Origin of the sequence: Dyadobacter fermentans DSM 18053, from assembly GCF_000023125.1 — a bacterium.
GTDB classification, from domain to species: domain Bacteria; phylum Bacteroidota; class Bacteroidia; order Cytophagales; family Spirosomataceae; genus Dyadobacter; species Dyadobacter fermentans.
Map to the genome: position 1 here is coordinate 612,761 of NC_013037.1, position 15,004 is coordinate 627,764.

Below are 15,004 nucleotides of genomic sequence, written 5' to 3' on the forward strand. Positions count from 1 at the left end.
GGGGCAGACCGGCGCCGGCCTGCCCTTCGTTTTAATGGGAACGCAAAGATAACCGGTTATCCGGCAATGCATGATTAATTATAGGCCTGTCTCGTAAAACCGGAGGCGGTTGCGAAGCGATGCAATTTCCCGGTCGAGATGCTCGATACGGCCCAGCAGGCTCTGGATCGCCTCGATGCCTTCCAGATTAATGTCCAGGTCGTGATGCAGGCGGATGATCCTTTCGATCCGGTGAAGCTGCGGAATCTGCAAAAAACGGGTATTGTCCACGATCACCGTGTCGATCAGGTCGTGTTCCTGCAATGACTCAACAAATGCATATTCCACATTGTAATTCGTGCAGAATACCTCGATAGCAATCAATTGATCATTTTCCATATCGTTTTCAGGATTTAGACAATTCTGTAAACAACTCTTTCTGCCGGTCGGTCAGGTTGGTGGGGATCTTTACATCGAATGTTACATACAAATCGCCGAACTGCCCTTCCTTTTTGTACACAGGAAAACCTTTGCCTTTCAGTCGCACTACACTTCCGTTTTGCGTTTCGGCCTTTACGGGCAGTTTCACTTTACCGCTTAATGTCTCCACCACGATTTCGCCGCCGAGAATGGCCGTGTAAAGGTCGAGGTCGACTTTCAAATGCAGGTCATTGCCCGATCTCCGGAACTGGTCGTCCGTGCCCACCGAAAATGTAATGTACAGATCGCCGTTCGGCCCGCCGTTGCTTCCCGGTCCGCCGTGGCCTGTGATCTTGATCGTCTGCCCGTTTTCGACGCCCGCGGGCACGGTAATACGGATGTTTCTGCCGTTCACCGTAAGTGTTTGCTTGTGCGTTTCATAGGCGTCGCGCAGGCCGAGGTGGATTTCCGCCTGGTAATCCTGGCCACGGAAACGCGTCTGGCGGCCGCCGCCGAATCCGGAACCGAACATCGACTCGAAGAAATCGGAAAAGCCCTCGTTGCCGCCGCCGAACCACTGACCTTCCTGCGCGCCGGCCTGGCTGCGGGCCTGCCGCGCGCGTTCGAACTCCTCGCTGTGCTGCCAATCCTTCCCGTACTTGTCGTACTTCTTCCTTTTTTCAGGATCGCTCAGCACTTCGTTGGCCTCGTTCAACTCCTTGAATTTTTTCTCGGCTTCCTTGTCGTTCGGGTTCAGATCGGGGTGGTACTTCCTGGCCAGCTTTCTGTATGCATTCTTAATGGCCTTATCATCGGCATTCTTATCGATTCCCAGAATTTGATAATAATCTACAAAAGCCATAACTATCCAGTCTGTTGAAGTGAATAATGTCTAAAATAGTCGCTTCTACTTTCGTTCCTGCATTTTCAGGTACAAATCTTCCACTTTCTTGCGTGCCCAGGGTGTTTTTCTCAAAAAATTGAGGCTCGATTTCACGCTCGGCTCGTGCTGAAAGCTATTGATATTCACATAATAACCCATTTGCTCCCAGCCGTAGTAGTCTACCAGTTCGTTCAGAATGGCTTCCAGCGTCTTGCCGTGAAGCGGGTTATTCGGTTGAGATTCCATACCTGCCTTTTAAAAATGTTGCGATGCGTTTTAAAGTAGATTTCTGTGCATAAATAATTATTATGCAGGTTGATTAGTTCAAAACCTAAAACCTGTCCGATGGATCAGATCAAATGGGGTATTATCGGTTGCGGCAACGTGACTGAGGTAAAAAGCGGTCCGGCATTCAGTAAAGTGCCCAATTCTTCATTGGTAGCCGTAATGCGCCGCGATGGCGCGCTCGCAAAGGACTACGCCGAACGCCACGGCGTGGCCAAATGGTACGACGATGCCGACGCGCTCATCAACGACCCCGACGTGAATGCCGTTTACATCGCCACTCCGCCCGATGCGCACGAAAGCCTGGCCATCCGGGCCATGCAGGCCGGAAAGCCGGTATACATCGAAAAGCCCATGGCCCGGAACGCCGCCGAATGCGACCGGATCAATGCGGAAAGCAAACGGACGGGCGTGCCCGTATTTGTGGCCTACTACCGTCGCTCGCTGGATTACTTCCTGAAAGTGAAGGAATTGATTGATAAAAAAGTGATCGGGGATATCCGCTATATCGACATTTGCCTGCAATGGCAGCCGTACGACGAGGAGGTAGGGCCGGATGCGAAGCCTCGCTGGCGCGTCAAACCGGAGATTTCCGGCGGCGGGCATTTCCACGACCTGGCCTCGCACCAGTTCGACCTGCTCGAATTCATCTTCGGCCCGATCAAGCACGCGTCGGGCATTGCACGCAACCAGGCGGGCCTGTACGAGGCGGACGATATCGTGGTCGCCAATTTCGAGTTCGAATCGGGCGTGTTGGGCAAGGGCAGCTGGTGCTACACGGTGGATAAGGACCAGCGCGAGGACCAAACGCAGATCATCGGTTCAAAGGGACGCATTACCTTTTCGTTTTTCGAAAAGTTCGACATTCACCTGGAAACGGGGGAGGGGATCGAAGTCTTTCACATTCCCTACCCGCAGCATGTGCAGCAACCGCTCATCGCTTCCATCGTGGCAGAACTGCGCGGCGAAGGTAAGAGCCCGAGCAGCGGCGACACGGGTGCACGGGCGAGCCTGATCATGGACCGCATCACCAGGAAGCAATAATTTTCCGGCGCCGGATACAAATACCGGCCCTGTTGCAGTTATTTAAAAGATTTACCTACTCTAAAATCCGATACTCATGGCCAAAGGAAAAAACCTGGACAAGGGGAGCACTAAAAAAGAGGCGACCAAATCCCTGAAAGAAAAAAGAGCCGATAAAAAGGCGAAAAAGGACAACAAGAAGGAATACTAAACCTTCCTAGGCGTCCTTCCCGAATGGCTCCCGCATAAGCAATGCGGGAGCCATTTCGATTTTAGTAGATCTCCCGGTTGGTTTTATATTTGGCAAGCCGCTTCCGTGAACGGACGATTTTCGAGTGGATCTTGTTCTTTTCGTCGGGCGTGAGAATGTCGTCGGCCAACGCCTTTTCGATCGCCAGCTCAATCGCACTCCGCTCTTTTTTCAGCTTGGCGTACTCGTTAGCGGTCAGTTTTTTGCTTTTGTATGCCGCTTCGACCTGCCCGTTGAGCTTCCGGAGTTCGGCTTTGAAATTCTGCGAATGCGCGTTCTGGAATATAAAAAGTGTGAGAATGCTGGCAAGAAATACTTTCATGGCGGTGAGGAACGTGCTGTTTTTGAGGTTTGAAACTGATGCGAATATAAACCGGCTTACATAAACAGTGCCAGCCGGGCTTAGTGACTGGTGCAGATACTTGCGCAAGTTTCGGGTTGGCTGCCAAGCCTGCGGAGGCCAAATTTGTATCAACAAATTAAATAATCCAATGAACCAGCAAGCTTATAACTACGACAAAATCGCCAAAGCCATCGAATACATCGTGGCGAATGCGAAAGAACAGCCCACGCTCACCGAGGTGGCCGACGAAGTCAGCATCAGCCAATTCCATTTCCAGCGCCTGTTTTCCGAATGGGCCGGTGTAAGTCCCAAGAAGTTTCTGCAATACATCACGGCCGGTTATCTTAAAGACCGCATTCGCGAGTCGACCAGCCTTGCCGAACTGGCGGAATCGGCCGGGTTATCAAGCCAGAGCCGGGTGTACGACCATTTCATTTCCATCGAGGGCGTGACGCCGCAGGAATATAAGACCGCCGGTAAGGGGCTGGTAATCAGTTATGGTTTTCATGAAACTCCGTTTGGTGATTGCTTCATCGCCGCCACTGAACGGGGCATTTGCGCAATGGCCTTTGTGGACGAAGCCACCCGCGATATGCAGTTGATCGAACTGGCAAGAAAGTGGCATTATGCGACCATTCGCCCTGATCAACAGCTCACGGCCGGCTATATCGGGCGCATTTTTAAGCCAGCCGGCCAGTCGCTCGAAAAGCTGCCGTTGCTTGTGCAGGGCACCAATTTTCAGCTCAAAGTGTGGGAAGCATTGCTAAGCATTCCACAAGGCGCCGTGACCACCTATCAGCAGATCGCCGAGCGGATCGGGCATCCGAAAGCAGTACGGGCCGTGGGCTCGGCCGTGGGCGATAATCCGGTCGCTTACATTATTCCATGTCACCGGGTGATCCGTAAAGAAGGCGTTTTGGGCGAATACCGCTGGGGCAGCCTGCGCAAAAAAGCATTGATCGGTTGGGAGGCAGCCCGTCAGGATGAGGAATATTTTGCACAGAAACAACCGCTTTGAAATAGTATAAAAAATATAAATTGTCATGATAATGGATTGTATGACAATTCGGTAGGCAGGAGCTAATGAAATTTTTCCGTGTTGGACTGATTATGGATAGTTGGTTTGCAAACTATTAACCATAATCAAAACGTCAACATGAAAAAGAAACTAATCCTTTCGCTGGCCGTTCTCGCCCTGATGGTTGCGGGCACTTCGGCAAGTTTTGCACAGTTTTCACTCGGATTGCAAGGTGGTGTCGCCAAATCTAATGTAGAAGATTCGAAAACGATTGCAGGTGGTGGTGTGAACTTGCGTGTGTTTGCCTCGCCGCAATTCGCGATAGGGGTGGCCGGTAAGATTTACGCCGATGGAAGCGACTACCGCGTAGCCGGACAAACGCTGAGCAGCACCGGAACGCTGATGCCCGTAACAGGTACTTTGGACTATTTCTTCACCGACGGCGTGATTCGTCCGTACATTGGTGGTGACGCCGGGGTGTATTTCTCGAAATACAAAGCGAAATGGAACGGTGAAACCGTGCTGGAATCGTCTACACGCAGCAACTTCGGTACAGCGCCGAGAGCAGGTATCTTGTTCGCATTCGGTAACCTGGGTATCCAGGTGGAAGGTATTTACCACTTCGTGTTCGGCAACAAAAACCACGCGTCGGACACTGGTTCGCCAAACAACATCGACTTTGAATCCACTTCGAAATTCGGCGGTGTGAACGTCGGGATCATTTTCGGGTTGGGTGGCAAATAAGCACTCATTATGCCAAACATTGGAACGCGCCTCAACGGCGCGTTTTTTTGTTGTAATGCATTCCCGCCTTAACTTGCCCGCTCATTTACCTGACCCGAATTGGCAGAACAAATACTCTTTCCTGAACAAATCTGCAACCGCCTTGCGGCCATGGGATTCCAATGCATGCCTGCGAGCGGAACGGATCCTGCCTTGCCGGTCATTGAAGTAGCTGATGGCCGTGGAGCGCCGATGAAGATCTTTCCGGTAGCGCTCAATGCATGGCGCCACGCGCAGCAAACCGGGTTGCCGGATCGTTTGGCCGGGCTTCTGGCGAACGCCCGGGGCGGGGGACATCAGGCTGTGGTGCTTTGGGAAGACTATTGGATCGCACGCAATGCCATTGTATTGTCCCGTGTTGCGGCTATGCTGGGCCGCTCCGCCAGGATTCCCGCCCGCCTCACGCAGGTGCGCCGGATTGATAAAGCGGCCACGGAGCAATTTCTGACTGCGAATCATTTGAATGGAAATGTGTCGTCCAAGTTCCGGTACGGGCTTTTTCTTCCGGCGCGCTACTTCCGTGTCCTTCCGGCAGAATTTCCCGTGGACCGGTCTGCGGACGAGCTTCTGGTGGCGGTGTCCACATTCAGCAACGCCCGCATTTTCATGCAAAAAAGCAAACCATTCCGCTCGCATGAGCTGATCCGCTTTGCGAGTCTGGCGGGGACGAACGTGGTGGGAGCGTTTGATAAATTGTTAAAGGCATTCATCCTGGAAAAGCAGCCGGACGACATTATGACCTACGCAGATCTTGAATGGTCCGACGGGCGCAGTTACCGGCAGCTCGGTTTCGAAGCCAAAGGCACCATTGCGCCGCGGCCCGTGTATTTGAATTTGAATGAAATGGCGCGCTCAAACCGGCCTGTTGGCATGGATATGGCTTCCCAGACGGACGATTTTATGCAGATATCCAACCTGGGCAGTATTAAATATGTAAAAACCTTTCCTAATGCATTGCCGGATGAAAACTGAACCACCACTTTTGATCATTCTCGGCCCGACAGCCTCAGGAAAGACACGCCTTGCAACGCGTGTGGCGGCCGGGATCGGCGGTGAGATCATCAGCGCGGACTCCCGGCAGGTTTACCGGCAAATGGACATTGGTACCGGTAAGGACCTAGGTGAATATATAGTGGACGGGGTGCCGATCCGCCATTACCTGATCGATATCCGCGACGCGGGCGATAAATACAATGTCAACGACTTCCAGTACGACTTCGCGCAGGCTTACGAGGCCATCCGGGCGCATGACCGCGTTCCGGTGGTTTGCGGCGGCACCGGGTTCTATTTATATGCATTGCTGAAAGGTCATGCCCAGGATACTGTGCCGGTGAATGAGGCGCTGCGCGAAAGCTTTGCCAGTCAGACTACCGAACAGCTGCTTGCACATTTCCGGCGGACTACATCGCCCTACCACGCGCTTGCAGACACATCCACGCGCAAACGCCTCGTACGTGCGCTCGAAATCGCAGCATTCACGCGGGAGCATCCCGAGCAGGAAATCCGGTTCGGAGCGGAAGAACAGGCTTATCCGGCCATCATTTTCGGGCTCGACCCGCCAGTTGACGTCCGGCGAAAACGCATTAGCAACCGGCTGGCCGAGCGGTTAAAGCAAGGTTTAATAGAAGAAGTACAAGGCCTTTTAAATCAGGGGATTGATGCCGATTCATTAATCTACTATGGATTGGAATACAAATACATTACCCTGTACCTCATCGGTGCGATGACCTACGACGAAATGCACGCAAGGCTCGAAACCGAAATCCACCGCTTTGCGAAGCGGCAAATGACGTTTTTCAGGAAGATGGAGAAAGATGGGCTGGAAATCAGCTGGATACCGGACGAATGGACGGAGGCTGAAAAAATAGCTTTCATAATCCGGCATTACCGGGAATTTAAAAACGGGCAGGCAAGTAATATGTAGGTGTAACCCAAACGAAAAAACGTCGTTGAAATGAATCGTAAATGGAGCAGCCTGCTGTTGCTGCTGGTATTGAGCGTCACGGACGCCTATTTGCTAGCACATCCGAACCTGATCGGGAAAATAGGGGTGCTGGTGTACAAGCATCATTATATCCGCAATTTTCCGCGGGCATTGCTTACGGTGACAGTCGTGGTAGGCGTTGTGCTGGCGCTATGCGAGCTGGTTTACCGGCTGGCGCGCAAAAAGACGGCGATATTCACATACCTCGCGTTCACGGCTGTTGCGATCGGCTGGTTCATGTACGTGTTTGTGACTTTTTCGTCGTTTTCGTACCGGATCACAGGCAAGGCATTCATTTACGGCGCGCATTTGTTGCCGGTCATTCTGGCCGGGCTGAGCCTGAGATACCTTTTCAAAAGAATATTGGTAAAAGAGCAGGATAATGTGCGGTTAACAGACCCTGGAACCGAATCCGATGGAGGCGCGAAGCCACTATAAATGCCGGAAGTTGCCAAATGCACGTGCGACAGTAGAATATTCTCATAAATCCTTCAAATTGTGAAATAATATTGTTTCTGTCTTGATTTTTCACAAATAAACCACGGATAGTAATAGAAAGTACGCAGTTTTTTAGGATATTGCGGCTTGTGTCGGACGGGGAAATGGTTAGTCTCCGGGCCTATTTAACACAAAATTAACTTGTTGGGTAAGTAAATCGCTGTTAACGAAAAACTTTGTCTTGAATTGACCGGTTGGCCTGCCTTGTAATTAACCCTTTTAATTTTATTCTTATTTCTATGTCCCAAATAGCTGAATTGACCCTTGAAGGTAAAAAGTACGAGTTCCCCATAATTGAAGGCAGTGAACAGGAAAAGGCGATAGATATTTCCAAATTGCGTGACCAGACCGGGTACATTACGATCGACTCGGGTTACAAGAATACCGGTGCCACCAAAAGCGCCATTACATTCCTGGACGGCGAAGAGGGTGTCCTGAATTACAGAGGTTATTCGATTGAAGACCTGGCCGAAAAATCGTCGTTTCTTGAAGTTGCATACCTGCTTATTTACGGAGAGCTTCCTACTGAAAAGCAATTCGCTGAGTTTGAACATGAAATCCGCACGCATACACTCGTAAACGAGGATATGCGCAAAATTTTTGAAGGTTTCCCGGTTAATGCACACCCAATGGGCGTACTGTCGTCGCTGGTGAGCGCGATGAGCGCATTCTACCCCGATGCCAACGGCCAGAACTCGGAAGACGCGACGCAGTTGCACATTATCCGCCTGCTCGCCAAGCTGCCGACGATCGCGACGTGGTCGTACAAAAAATCACAGGGACATCCGGTAAATTACCCGCAAAACGACCTCGATTATTGCTCCAACTTCCTGAACATGATGTTCTCGCTGCCGGTAGCAAAATATAATGTAGATCCCGTTGTTTCGGCTGCATTGAACAAGCTGCTGATCCTGCACGCCGACCACGAGCAAAACTGCTCTACATCGACTGTAAGACTGGTCGGTTCGTCCCATGCCAACATTTTCTCTTCGATTTCGTCGGGTATCAGCGCATTGTGGGGCCCGCTCCACGGCGGCGCCAACCAGGAAGTAATCGAAATGCTCGAAGCGATCAAAGCGGACGGCGGCGATACACAGAAATACATCAATATGGCCAAAGACAAGAGCAGCGGCTTCCGCCTGTTCGGTTTCGGCCACCGGGTTTATAAAAACTTCGATCCGCGTGCACGCATTATCAAAAAGGCTGCGGACGACGTGCTGAACAAATTGGGCATCAACGACCCTGTACTCGAAATCGCCCAGAAACTGGAAAAAGCAGCATTGGAAGACGAATACTTCGTACAGCGCAAACTTTACCCGAACGTAGACTTCTACTCCGGTATCATCTACCGCGCACTGGGAATCCCTACCAATATGTTTACCGTAATGTTCGCGATCGGCCGTCTTCCAGGCTGGATCGCGCAATGGAAAGAAATGCGTGAGAACAAAGAGCCAATCGGCCGCCCACGCCAAATCTACACCGGCGCCGCAAAACGGGACTTCGTGGCGATGAGTGAGAGGAAATGATTTGAATGATTGAATGATTGAATGATTGAATAGCAGGTTTGCATAAACGCACCATTCAATCATTCAATCATTCAAAATTAATATAACTCCTACGGCGCCAGCCGCTCAATCTTCCAGCCATCTTCCGCCTTCGTATAAGCTAACCGGTCGTGCAGGCGGCTGGGGCGTCCTTGCCAGAATTCGATGTAATCGGGTACGACGCGGTAACCTCCCCAATGTGCGGGCCGCGGTACGGGCTGGCCTTCGAAACGGGCTTCCAATTCCTTTGTTTTTGCTTCCAGAAATTCCCTGTCGGGAATCACTTCGCTTTGTGCCGAAGCCCAGGCGCCGATCTGGCTCCCGCGCGGGCGCACGGCGAAATACTCGTCCGATTCAGTCGCCGGGGTCTTTTCGATCTTTCCTTCGATACGGACCTGTCTTTCAAGCTCTTTCCAGAAAAATGTAATCGCTACCTGCGGATTGGCCTCTATTTCGCGGCCCTTCCTGCCTTCGTAGTTGGTGAAAAATGAAAAGCCCCGCTCATCGAGGTCTTTCAGGAGCACAACACGGGCCGACGGTCGGCCTTCCGAAACCGTGCTGAGCAGCATCGCATTCGATTCCGAAATGCCCGATTTGAGCACCTCGTCAAACCATAACCTGAACTGTTTCAGCGGATCAGGGTCGAGATCCGATTCGTGTAAGCCTTTTAGTTGATAGTCGTGACGAATATTTGCAATATTATGGTCCATTGGATACTAATATGTTCAATGTTAGGATGCCAAAAGTAGCCATTTCAAGGGAAAGATTGTTAGATTTGTAATCTGTAAGAGACCGTACGTACGAAACAAGCATCACGATGGCACAAGAACAACAAGAAGGGGTCAAAGGCGAAGAGCAGGACGACCTGGCACCAAAAACGATTGATACCCTTGAAATTGATCTTAACAATGAGTTGACGGAAGAGCACGAGGAGGAAACGCCTGATGTGGATTACAGCCAATTGTCTAAGGAGCAACTGGTTAACTTGTTGGAGAACGAACTGGCGACCATCCGGGAAGAAGGCTCAGGCGCTGCCCAGCTTAAAAAGGCGGAATCTGTGGCCAGGGGGGTACGTACGGTGCTTGATCAGATCAAACTGAAGGACCGCGAAGCCGCGCTGAAAACGTTCGTCGAAGAGACGGGCGGAGAGGACGGTTTCGAGTACAAATATGATGCTGAAACGCAGAAAATAGACTCCCTGAGCCGTGAGATCCGCGGATTGAAAAATGCTTTCTACCAAAGCCAGGAGAAGGAAAAGGAGAAGAATTTCAATGTAAAAACCGCTCTGCTTGGTCGCCTGCGCGCGCTTGTGGACGAGGAAGGCACGCGCGAAACCGACGCGAGCGGCCTGAAATCGAGCTGGGAGGAATTCAAAAAGATCCAGGAAGAATGGAAAGGCGCCGGTAATGTGGCCTCGCCGCATAATGGCACGCTCTGGGCGACTTACAATGCGCTGATCGACCGCTATTTCAGCAACCGGAACATCTATTTCGAACTCAAAGAACTCGACCGCCGCCGCAACGCGGAACTCAAAGCCGAGCTCTGCGAGAAAGTGGAAGAACTAGGCAAATCGCTGGAAAGCCGCCCGATGACCCGGGAAATCCTGAACGAAGCCAACCATATTTTTGAAGAATACAAACACCTCGGCCCGGCGCCCAAGGAAGATCAGGAGAAACTCTGGCAGCGCTTCAAAGAGGCACTCGATGTGCTTTACGATGCACAACGCGGCCAGTTTGCCGAGCAGAAGAAATCCATGCAGGAGAACTACGAGCAAAAGCTGAAAATTTACGAGGCGATTGTTCCGTTCACAACCTACAATTCGGGCAGCATTAAAGAATGGAATGCCAAAACGAAGGACATTATGGCGTTCCAGGACCAATGGGTGGCTTTGAAAGGCATCATGCCGCGTGAGGAAGGCAAGGAGCTCAGCAAGAAGTTCTGGGCTGCGCTGAAAACGTTTTTCAACAACAAGGGAGAGTTCTTCCGACAGCTGGAATCGAAGCGCGAGCAGAACCTCGAATTGAAAAACCAGCTTTGCGAAGAAGCCGAGGCAGTTTTGGCGGCCGGCGAGGACAATCCTTCCACAACCCAGAAGGTAATCGAGCTCCAAAAGAAATGGAAAGGCATCGGCCAGGTTCCGGAGAAATTCAAAGACACGATTTACGACCGCTTCAAAAAAGCCTGCGATTCGTATTTCGATCAGAAACGCGCCAAAAACCGCGAAGTTGAAGAAGAATTCGAGCAAAACCTTAAACTGAAAACCGACCTCATCGAACGCATCGAAGCGGCAGCGAAGGATAAGGACGAATCGTCGCTCAATTTGTTGAGCGCATTCAAGTCGGAATGGTCGTCCATAGGCTTCGTGCCTAAGAAAGACATGCAGGCCATTCAGAAGCGTTATATCGCGGCAATCAATACATACGTGAGCGCGATCGGCCAGCTGTCGACGAAGGAGAAGGAGCAGGCCGTGCTGGAAAGCGAAGTGGAACTGGTGCGTGACGGCGAAAGCAGCCGCAACCTTTACCGCAAGGAAAATGATATCCGCCGCAAGATAACGCAGCTGGAAAACGACATCGCGCTTTGGCAAAACAACATCGAGTTCTTTGCGAAATCGAAAACTTCCGATCGTTTGAAAGCGGAATTCGAAAGAAAGATCAATAATGCATTAAGCCAGTTGGACGAGCTGAAACACCAACTCACTATTATTCAGGAAGCTATCTGAAACCTGAAAAAAAGTTTGAAAAATTTACTTTGAAAAGGTTGCATTGTATATCCCGCTCGACTACTTTTGCACCATGATAACGGAATAACAAACGGTATCACAAAGAAAAAAGGCCTCCATAGCTCAGCTGGTAGAGCAACTGACTTGTAATCAGTAGGTCGTTGGTTCGATCCCGACTGGGGGCTCAAAAAAAGAAAGCATTTCGCAATTTGCGAAGTGCTTTTTGCTTTTCTGCGGCTTCCGTTTCACTTCGCCGGCCGGCCTCGGATCGGATCAGTGGTTGAATCCGAAAAGTTGGCGATCAGCCCAACAAATTCACTTCGCCGGAACGAAGCTTTTCACCCGAAACATATTCTTGCGCCCGTCCACCAGCTTTCGCTCGGCGAAACCGGCGCTTTCCAGCCAGTTTAAGGCATCGTACACCGTGGCCGGACTGATTTTGACGCCGCTCGTGCGTAGCGACCGCCAGAGTGTGTCTCCGTCGGTATATTGGTTGCGCTGGTCGAGGTGGAGGGCTACTACAATGCGTTTGCCGGCGTACCGGATGTTGTTTTGGTTACAATAGCGAATGAGGCGGTCGGATAGGGTCATGGTTGCTTCGTTGATAAAGTGCAGCGAACGTCTCGGACGATCACACTCCTTAGTTGCCCAAAGGGGCCTTCAACCGTAATAGTAACCACCAGTTGCGAAGTATTTTTTGTTCGAATGCCTGTAATCGGCATTGGGTAACAAAAAGACGGCCTGCGCAGAGGCAGGCCGTTTGATCATCAAACTGGGTCAATAACCTTAAAAATTGTAATACACATTCAAACTAAACCGGGACCCATTACCTCGGGTGTATTCCAGGTCCTGTCCGCTGAACAGGTTCACCGTGTTGAAATAAGTCTTGTTCAGAAGATTTTCGATACCCACAGCCGCACGAATGTGCTTGCTGAACACGTACGAGGCATTCAGGTTAAAAAGATCGTAGGCATCTACCGGGCCTTCGCCGTTACCGTAGCGGCCGTTGGCTTGCTTGTCGAATCGCTTGCGGTTACCCGAATATACCCAAAAAAGGTTCAGGTTAAGCTTGTCTGTCGGCTGGTATTTGATAAATGCAGTTGCTTTTGGCGGGGTAATGCGCGCGCCGGTGAGGTAGCGGTCTTCCGGGTCGTCGAAATGGCCGTTGTCGTTCTGGTCGGCTTTGCCTTCCACATACGAGTAGCTTCCGCCGAACGATAATTTGTCAGACGGTTGGAAATCGAGTGTGAATTCATAGCCTTTGATTTCCTCCGGCAAGCGGAGCGGGGTCATCACGCCATTCACGGTCACCATATCGGCGCCGAGTTTGGAAGTACTGATAAAATAGGCCGCTGTAAACTGCACGAATTTGTACTGGCTGCTGAACCCGGCCTCATAGTTATTGACGATAATCGGCTTCGTGTTCAGGTTGGCGATCGTGTTGGTCGTGGCCGAGCGGAGGATGCGCCCCAGCTCGCTGATCCCGAATGCCTGTGAAAAGTTAAAGAACGGGTTGAAAAGGCTGTATTTCGAGTAACGCAAGCCTGCATTCAGGTTCAATGCCTTGTAGTCCAGTTTCCCGCCCTTCACGGCCACGGCACCCTCGCCGTTGGGCCCCTTGGCAAGCGTGCTGTAATCTTTCACATCAATGCCGATGTTTTCAAACCGCGCACCGGTTTTCAGGGTAAGGTCTTTGACGATGTCCAGCTTCACCTGTGCGTAAGGCGCAATGCTCGTCATGTTCATGTCGGGCACATACACGCGACCGTCGGTGAGCACCTGGTTCGTCACGTCGCCCAGGATGTCGATCCCGTAGGTAACGCCGCCGCCGAAGTTCGGGCTGACATTGAATGGCGTGTAAAAGTTGGCCCGGAGCCCTTTTTTGCGCGATGTGATCTGCGTTTGCCCGGGGCCATACCAGCCCGATGTGGAGGCCGTGTAGGCGTTCATTGATTCGAAACCGTTCAGGTAGGCGGTAATGTCCATACTGGTTTTTGCCCAAAGCCCGCGACGCAGGTAACGAAGCGAAAAGTTGTAGTTGAATGGCGTGCCTTCCGCGTCGCCCGGACTGTCGCCCGGCACGGCGATAGTCGGTGTTTCGCCATAAACGCCCGGTTTGTTCACGTATTTGGTATACTGCCGGCTGCTGAACAGGTTGAACGAGAATTCCAGCTCATTATCGGCATTGAAGTCATAGAAAAGCTTCGTGTAGGCATTGTAAAGCCTCGTTTCACCCAATCCATTGGACGTTGAGATCACATCGCCGGCACCGTCTTTGTACACACCGGTGCGGTCGAGCAGGCCGCTCACAACGTAGGAAAACTTGTTGATCTTTCCTTCCAGCATCTGCGAAATGCGGTAGCCCGGCGTATCGGCCATGTGGAACAGATTGCCATGCATGCCGAGCTGCGTGATGCCGGCGATCGCTTTATTCTCGGTCGGTTTCCGGGTAATGTAGTTGATCAGCCCGCCGCCGGCGCCGTTGCCATAAATGGCCGTCGCGCCTTTCACGACCTCTACGCGTTCCAGCACGGCAGGGTCGATGGAGCGGATGTCGCGGTTACCGTTCATGAGCGGCGTCGACTGCGGAATGCCGTCCACGAGCACCAGGAGGCTCCTTCCGCGCAGCGTTTGGCCGGTGTTGGTCGCCTTGTTATTCGGCATTCCCAGCCCCGGAATGGTATTGCCCAAAATCGCCGCGATGGAGTTGTTGATCGTCGCCTGTTCCTGGATTTCCTTCGCTTTCAGCACGGCAATCGACGCGGGCACGGAATTGAGGCTCTCGCGCACGCGGCCGGCTGAAACCACCACTTCATTCAGGTTTTTGTCTCCTTCCTGCACGGTAATAGCTTCCAGCACCGTTTGCTCGCCGGTTTCTACCGTAAATGGCAGATCGGCGGAGGTGAACCCGAGGTGCTGCACCAGCAGGCTATGCTCGCCTTCGGGGATGTCGTTAATGGTAAATGCGCCCTTTTCATCGGTTTGAGTGCCCTTGCCGGTGCCTTTTACAACCACATTGGCAAATTCCACCGGCTTGCCGTCAGGCGTTTGCACCTTGCCTTTCACCGAGCCCTTGCCGGTTTTCGGCACCGACTGGGTGGTAGTTTGTTTCACTTTTTTGTCCGGCGCCGACTGCTGTGCCCACGCAACCTGCCCCGAAAACGGTAGCACGGCCGTGAGTAACGCGCAGAGCGACGGTCGGGTAAGTAATAGGAGGGAGCGTCTTGGTAAATCTTTCATACATTGATCATTATTTAGACTTAATTTAAATA

15 protein-coding genes and 1 tRNA gene are annotated in these 15,004 nt (G+C 51.7%); 9 read left to right on the forward strand and 7 right to left on the reverse strand.

Translation table 11 applies throughout. The annotated features are described in order from the left end of the window. Nucleotides 1-78 precede the first annotated feature (78 nt). Genes DFER_RS02690 through DFER_RS02700 form a run of 3 tightly spaced genes read right to left on the reverse strand, consistent with a single transcriptional unit; the run spans nucleotide 79 to nucleotide 1,528 of the window. Nucleotides 79-378, reverse strand: coding sequence for a chaperone modulator CbpM (locus DFER_RS02690; RefSeq protein ID WP_012780156.1), 300 nt, complete (start codon nucleotides 376-378; stop codon nucleotides 79-81). A gap of 7 nt (nucleotides 379-385) precedes the next feature. Beyond that, nucleotides 386-1,261: a DnaJ C-terminal domain-containing protein gene (locus DFER_RS02695; protein WP_012780157.1), complete on the reverse strand. Its 876-nt coding sequence runs from the start codon at nucleotides 1,259-1,261 to the stop codon at nucleotides 386-388. A gap of 45 nt (nucleotides 1,262-1,306) precedes the next feature. Continuing rightward, the gene (locus DFER_RS02700) at nucleotides 1,307-1,528 is read right to left on the reverse strand and encodes a VF530 family protein (RefSeq protein ID WP_012780158.1); all 222 of its coding nucleotides are present in this window, start codon (nucleotides 1,526-1,528) and stop codon (nucleotides 1,307-1,309) included. A 99-nt stretch (nucleotides 1,529-1,627) separates the two neighbouring features. Here DFER_RS02700 and DFER_RS02705 point away from each other — a divergent pair, with 99 nt between their 5' ends. Beyond that, nucleotides 1,628-2,611, forward strand: a complete 984-nt coding sequence (locus tag DFER_RS02705; RefSeq protein WP_012780159.1) for a Gfo/Idh/MocA family protein — start codon at nucleotides 1,628-1,630, stop codon at nucleotides 2,609-2,611. 251 nt (nucleotides 2,612-2,862) lie between these two features. Here the strand turns inward: DFER_RS02705 and DFER_RS02710 are convergent, their stop codons facing one another. After that, nucleotides 2,863-3,270 carry a hypothetical protein gene (locus DFER_RS02710; RefSeq protein WP_229206156.1) on the reverse strand — a complete coding sequence of 136 codons (408 nt, stop codon included), beginning with the start codon at nucleotides 3,268-3,270 and terminating at the stop codon, nucleotides 2,863-2,865. A gap of 61 nt (nucleotides 3,271-3,331) precedes the next feature. Between DFER_RS02710 and DFER_RS02715 the strand changes: the two genes are divergently transcribed. The 6 genes from DFER_RS02715 to DFER_RS02740 all read left to right on the forward strand — a co-directional run bounded on the left by DFER_RS02715 (nucleotide 3,332) and on the right by DFER_RS02740 (nucleotide 8,992). Then, the gene (locus tag DFER_RS02715) at nucleotides 3,332-4,201 is read left to right on the forward strand and encodes a methylated-DNA--[protein]-cysteine S-methyltransferase (protein WP_012780162.1); all 870 of its coding nucleotides are present in this window, start codon (nucleotides 3,332-3,334) and stop codon (nucleotides 4,199-4,201) included. Between the two features lie 138 nt (nucleotides 4,202-4,339). Next, nucleotides 4,340-4,945 carry an outer membrane beta-barrel protein gene (locus tag DFER_RS02720; RefSeq protein ID WP_012780163.1) on the forward strand — a complete coding sequence of 202 codons (606 nt, stop codon included), beginning with the start codon at nucleotides 4,340-4,342 and terminating at the stop codon, nucleotides 4,943-4,945. Between the two features lie 150 nt (nucleotides 4,946-5,095). Next, nucleotides 5,096-5,956 (forward strand): hypothetical protein, encoded by an 861-nt coding sequence (locus tag DFER_RS02725; RefSeq protein WP_143828637.1) that lies wholly within the window; start codon nucleotides 5,096-5,098, stop codon nucleotides 5,954-5,956. Further along, entirely contained in the window at nucleotides 5,946-6,908 is a 963-nt protein-coding gene (miaA, locus tag DFER_RS02730; protein ID WP_012780165.1) for a tRNA (adenosine(37)-N6)-dimethylallyltransferase MiaA, read from the forward strand. Before DFER_RS02725 ends, miaA begins: the two co-directional genes overlap by 11 nt. Before the next feature lie 30 nt (nucleotides 6,909-6,938). Continuing rightward, nucleotides 6,939-7,406 carry a hypothetical protein gene (locus DFER_RS02735; protein WP_012780166.1) on the forward strand — a complete coding sequence of 156 codons (468 nt, stop codon included), beginning with the start codon at nucleotides 6,939-6,941 and terminating at the stop codon, nucleotides 7,404-7,406. Between the two features lie 299 nt (nucleotides 7,407-7,705). After that, entirely contained in the window at nucleotides 7,706-8,992 is a 1,287-nt protein-coding gene (locus tag DFER_RS02740; protein ID WP_012780167.1) for a citrate synthase, read from the forward strand. 89 nt (nucleotides 8,993-9,081) lie between these two features. Here DFER_RS02740 and pdxH read toward each other — a convergent pair whose 3' ends face one another. Next, nucleotides 9,082-9,720 (reverse strand): pyridoxamine 5'-phosphate oxidase, encoded by a 639-nt coding sequence (gene pdxH, locus DFER_RS02745; RefSeq protein WP_012780168.1) that lies wholly within the window; start codon nucleotides 9,718-9,720, stop codon nucleotides 9,082-9,084. A gap of 107 nt (nucleotides 9,721-9,827) precedes the next feature. Between pdxH and DFER_RS02750 the strand changes: the two genes are divergently transcribed. Further along, the gene (locus tag DFER_RS02750; protein WP_012780169.1) at nucleotides 9,828-11,732 is read left to right on the forward strand and encodes a DUF349 domain-containing protein; all 1,905 of its coding nucleotides are present in this window, start codon (nucleotides 9,828-9,830) and stop codon (nucleotides 11,730-11,732) included. Between the two features lie 112 nt (nucleotides 11,733-11,844). Beyond that, nucleotides 11,845-11,917 (forward strand) — tRNA-Thr (locus DFER_RS02755). Between the two features lie 130 nt (nucleotides 11,918-12,047). On the opposite strand, the gene DFER_RS02760 is transcribed toward DFER_RS02755, so the two are convergent. Beyond that, nucleotides 12,048-12,323 carry a transcriptional repressor gene (locus DFER_RS02760; protein WP_012780170.1) on the reverse strand — a complete coding sequence of 92 codons (276 nt, stop codon included), beginning with the start codon at nucleotides 12,321-12,323 and terminating at the stop codon, nucleotides 12,048-12,050. A 195-nt stretch (nucleotides 12,324-12,518) separates the two neighbouring features. Further along, the gene (locus DFER_RS02765) at nucleotides 12,519-14,972 is read right to left on the reverse strand and encodes a TonB-dependent receptor (protein WP_012780171.1); all 2,454 of its coding nucleotides are present in this window, start codon (nucleotides 14,970-14,972) and stop codon (nucleotides 12,519-12,521) included. Between the last annotated feature and the right edge of the window lie 32 nt (nucleotides 14,973-15,004).

What these genes read in the sequence shown, in the direction of transcription:
- DFER_RS02690 (WP_012780156.1), bottom strand. Translation starts at nt 378, where the DNA reads ATGGAAAATGATCAATTGATTGCTATCGAGGTATTCTGCACGAATTAC.
- DFER_RS02695 (WP_012780157.1), bottom strand. Translation starts at nt 1,261, where the DNA reads ATGGCTTTTGTAGATTATTATCAAATTCTGGGAATCGATAAGAATGCC.
- DFER_RS02700 (WP_012780158.1), bottom strand. Translation starts at nt 1,528, where the DNA reads ATGGAATCTCAACCGAATAACCCGCTTCACGGCAAGACGCTGGAAGCC.
- DFER_RS02705 (WP_012780159.1), top strand. Translation starts at nt 1,628, where the DNA reads ATGGATCAGATCAAATGGGGTATTATCGGTTGCGGCAACGTGACTGAG.
- DFER_RS02715 (WP_012780162.1), top strand. Translation starts at nt 3,332, where the DNA reads ATGAACCAGCAAGCTTATAACTACGACAAAATCGCCAAAGCCATCGAA.
- DFER_RS02720 (WP_012780163.1), top strand. Translation starts at nt 4,340, where the DNA reads ATGAAAAAGAAACTAATCCTTTCGCTGGCCGTTCTCGCCCTGATGGTT.
- DFER_RS02725 (WP_143828637.1), top strand. Translation starts at nt 5,096, where the DNA reads ATGGGATTCCAATGCATGCCTGCGAGCGGAACGGATCCTGCCTTGCCG.
- miaA (WP_012780165.1), top strand. Translation starts at nt 5,946, where the DNA reads ATGAAAACTGAACCACCACTTTTGATCATTCTCGGCCCGACAGCCTCA.
- DFER_RS02735 (WP_012780166.1), top strand. Translation starts at nt 6,939, where the DNA reads ATGAATCGTAAATGGAGCAGCCTGCTGTTGCTGCTGGTATTGAGCGTC.
- DFER_RS02740 (WP_012780167.1), top strand. Translation starts at nt 7,706, where the DNA reads ATGTCCCAAATAGCTGAATTGACCCTTGAAGGTAAAAAGTACGAGTTC.
- pdxH (WP_012780168.1), bottom strand. Translation starts at nt 9,720, where the DNA reads ATGGACCATAATATTGCAAATATTCGTCACGACTATCAACTAAAAGGC.
- DFER_RS02750 (WP_012780169.1), top strand. Translation starts at nt 9,828, where the DNA reads ATGGCACAAGAACAACAAGAAGGGGTCAAAGGCGAAGAGCAGGACGAC.
- DFER_RS02760 (WP_012780170.1), bottom strand. Translation starts at nt 12,323, where the DNA reads ATGACCCTATCCGACCGCCTCATTCGCTATTGTAACCAAAACAACATC.
- DFER_RS02765 (WP_012780171.1), bottom strand. Translation starts at nt 14,972, where the DNA reads ATGAAAGATTTACCAAGACGCTCCCTCCTATTACTTACCCGACCGTCG.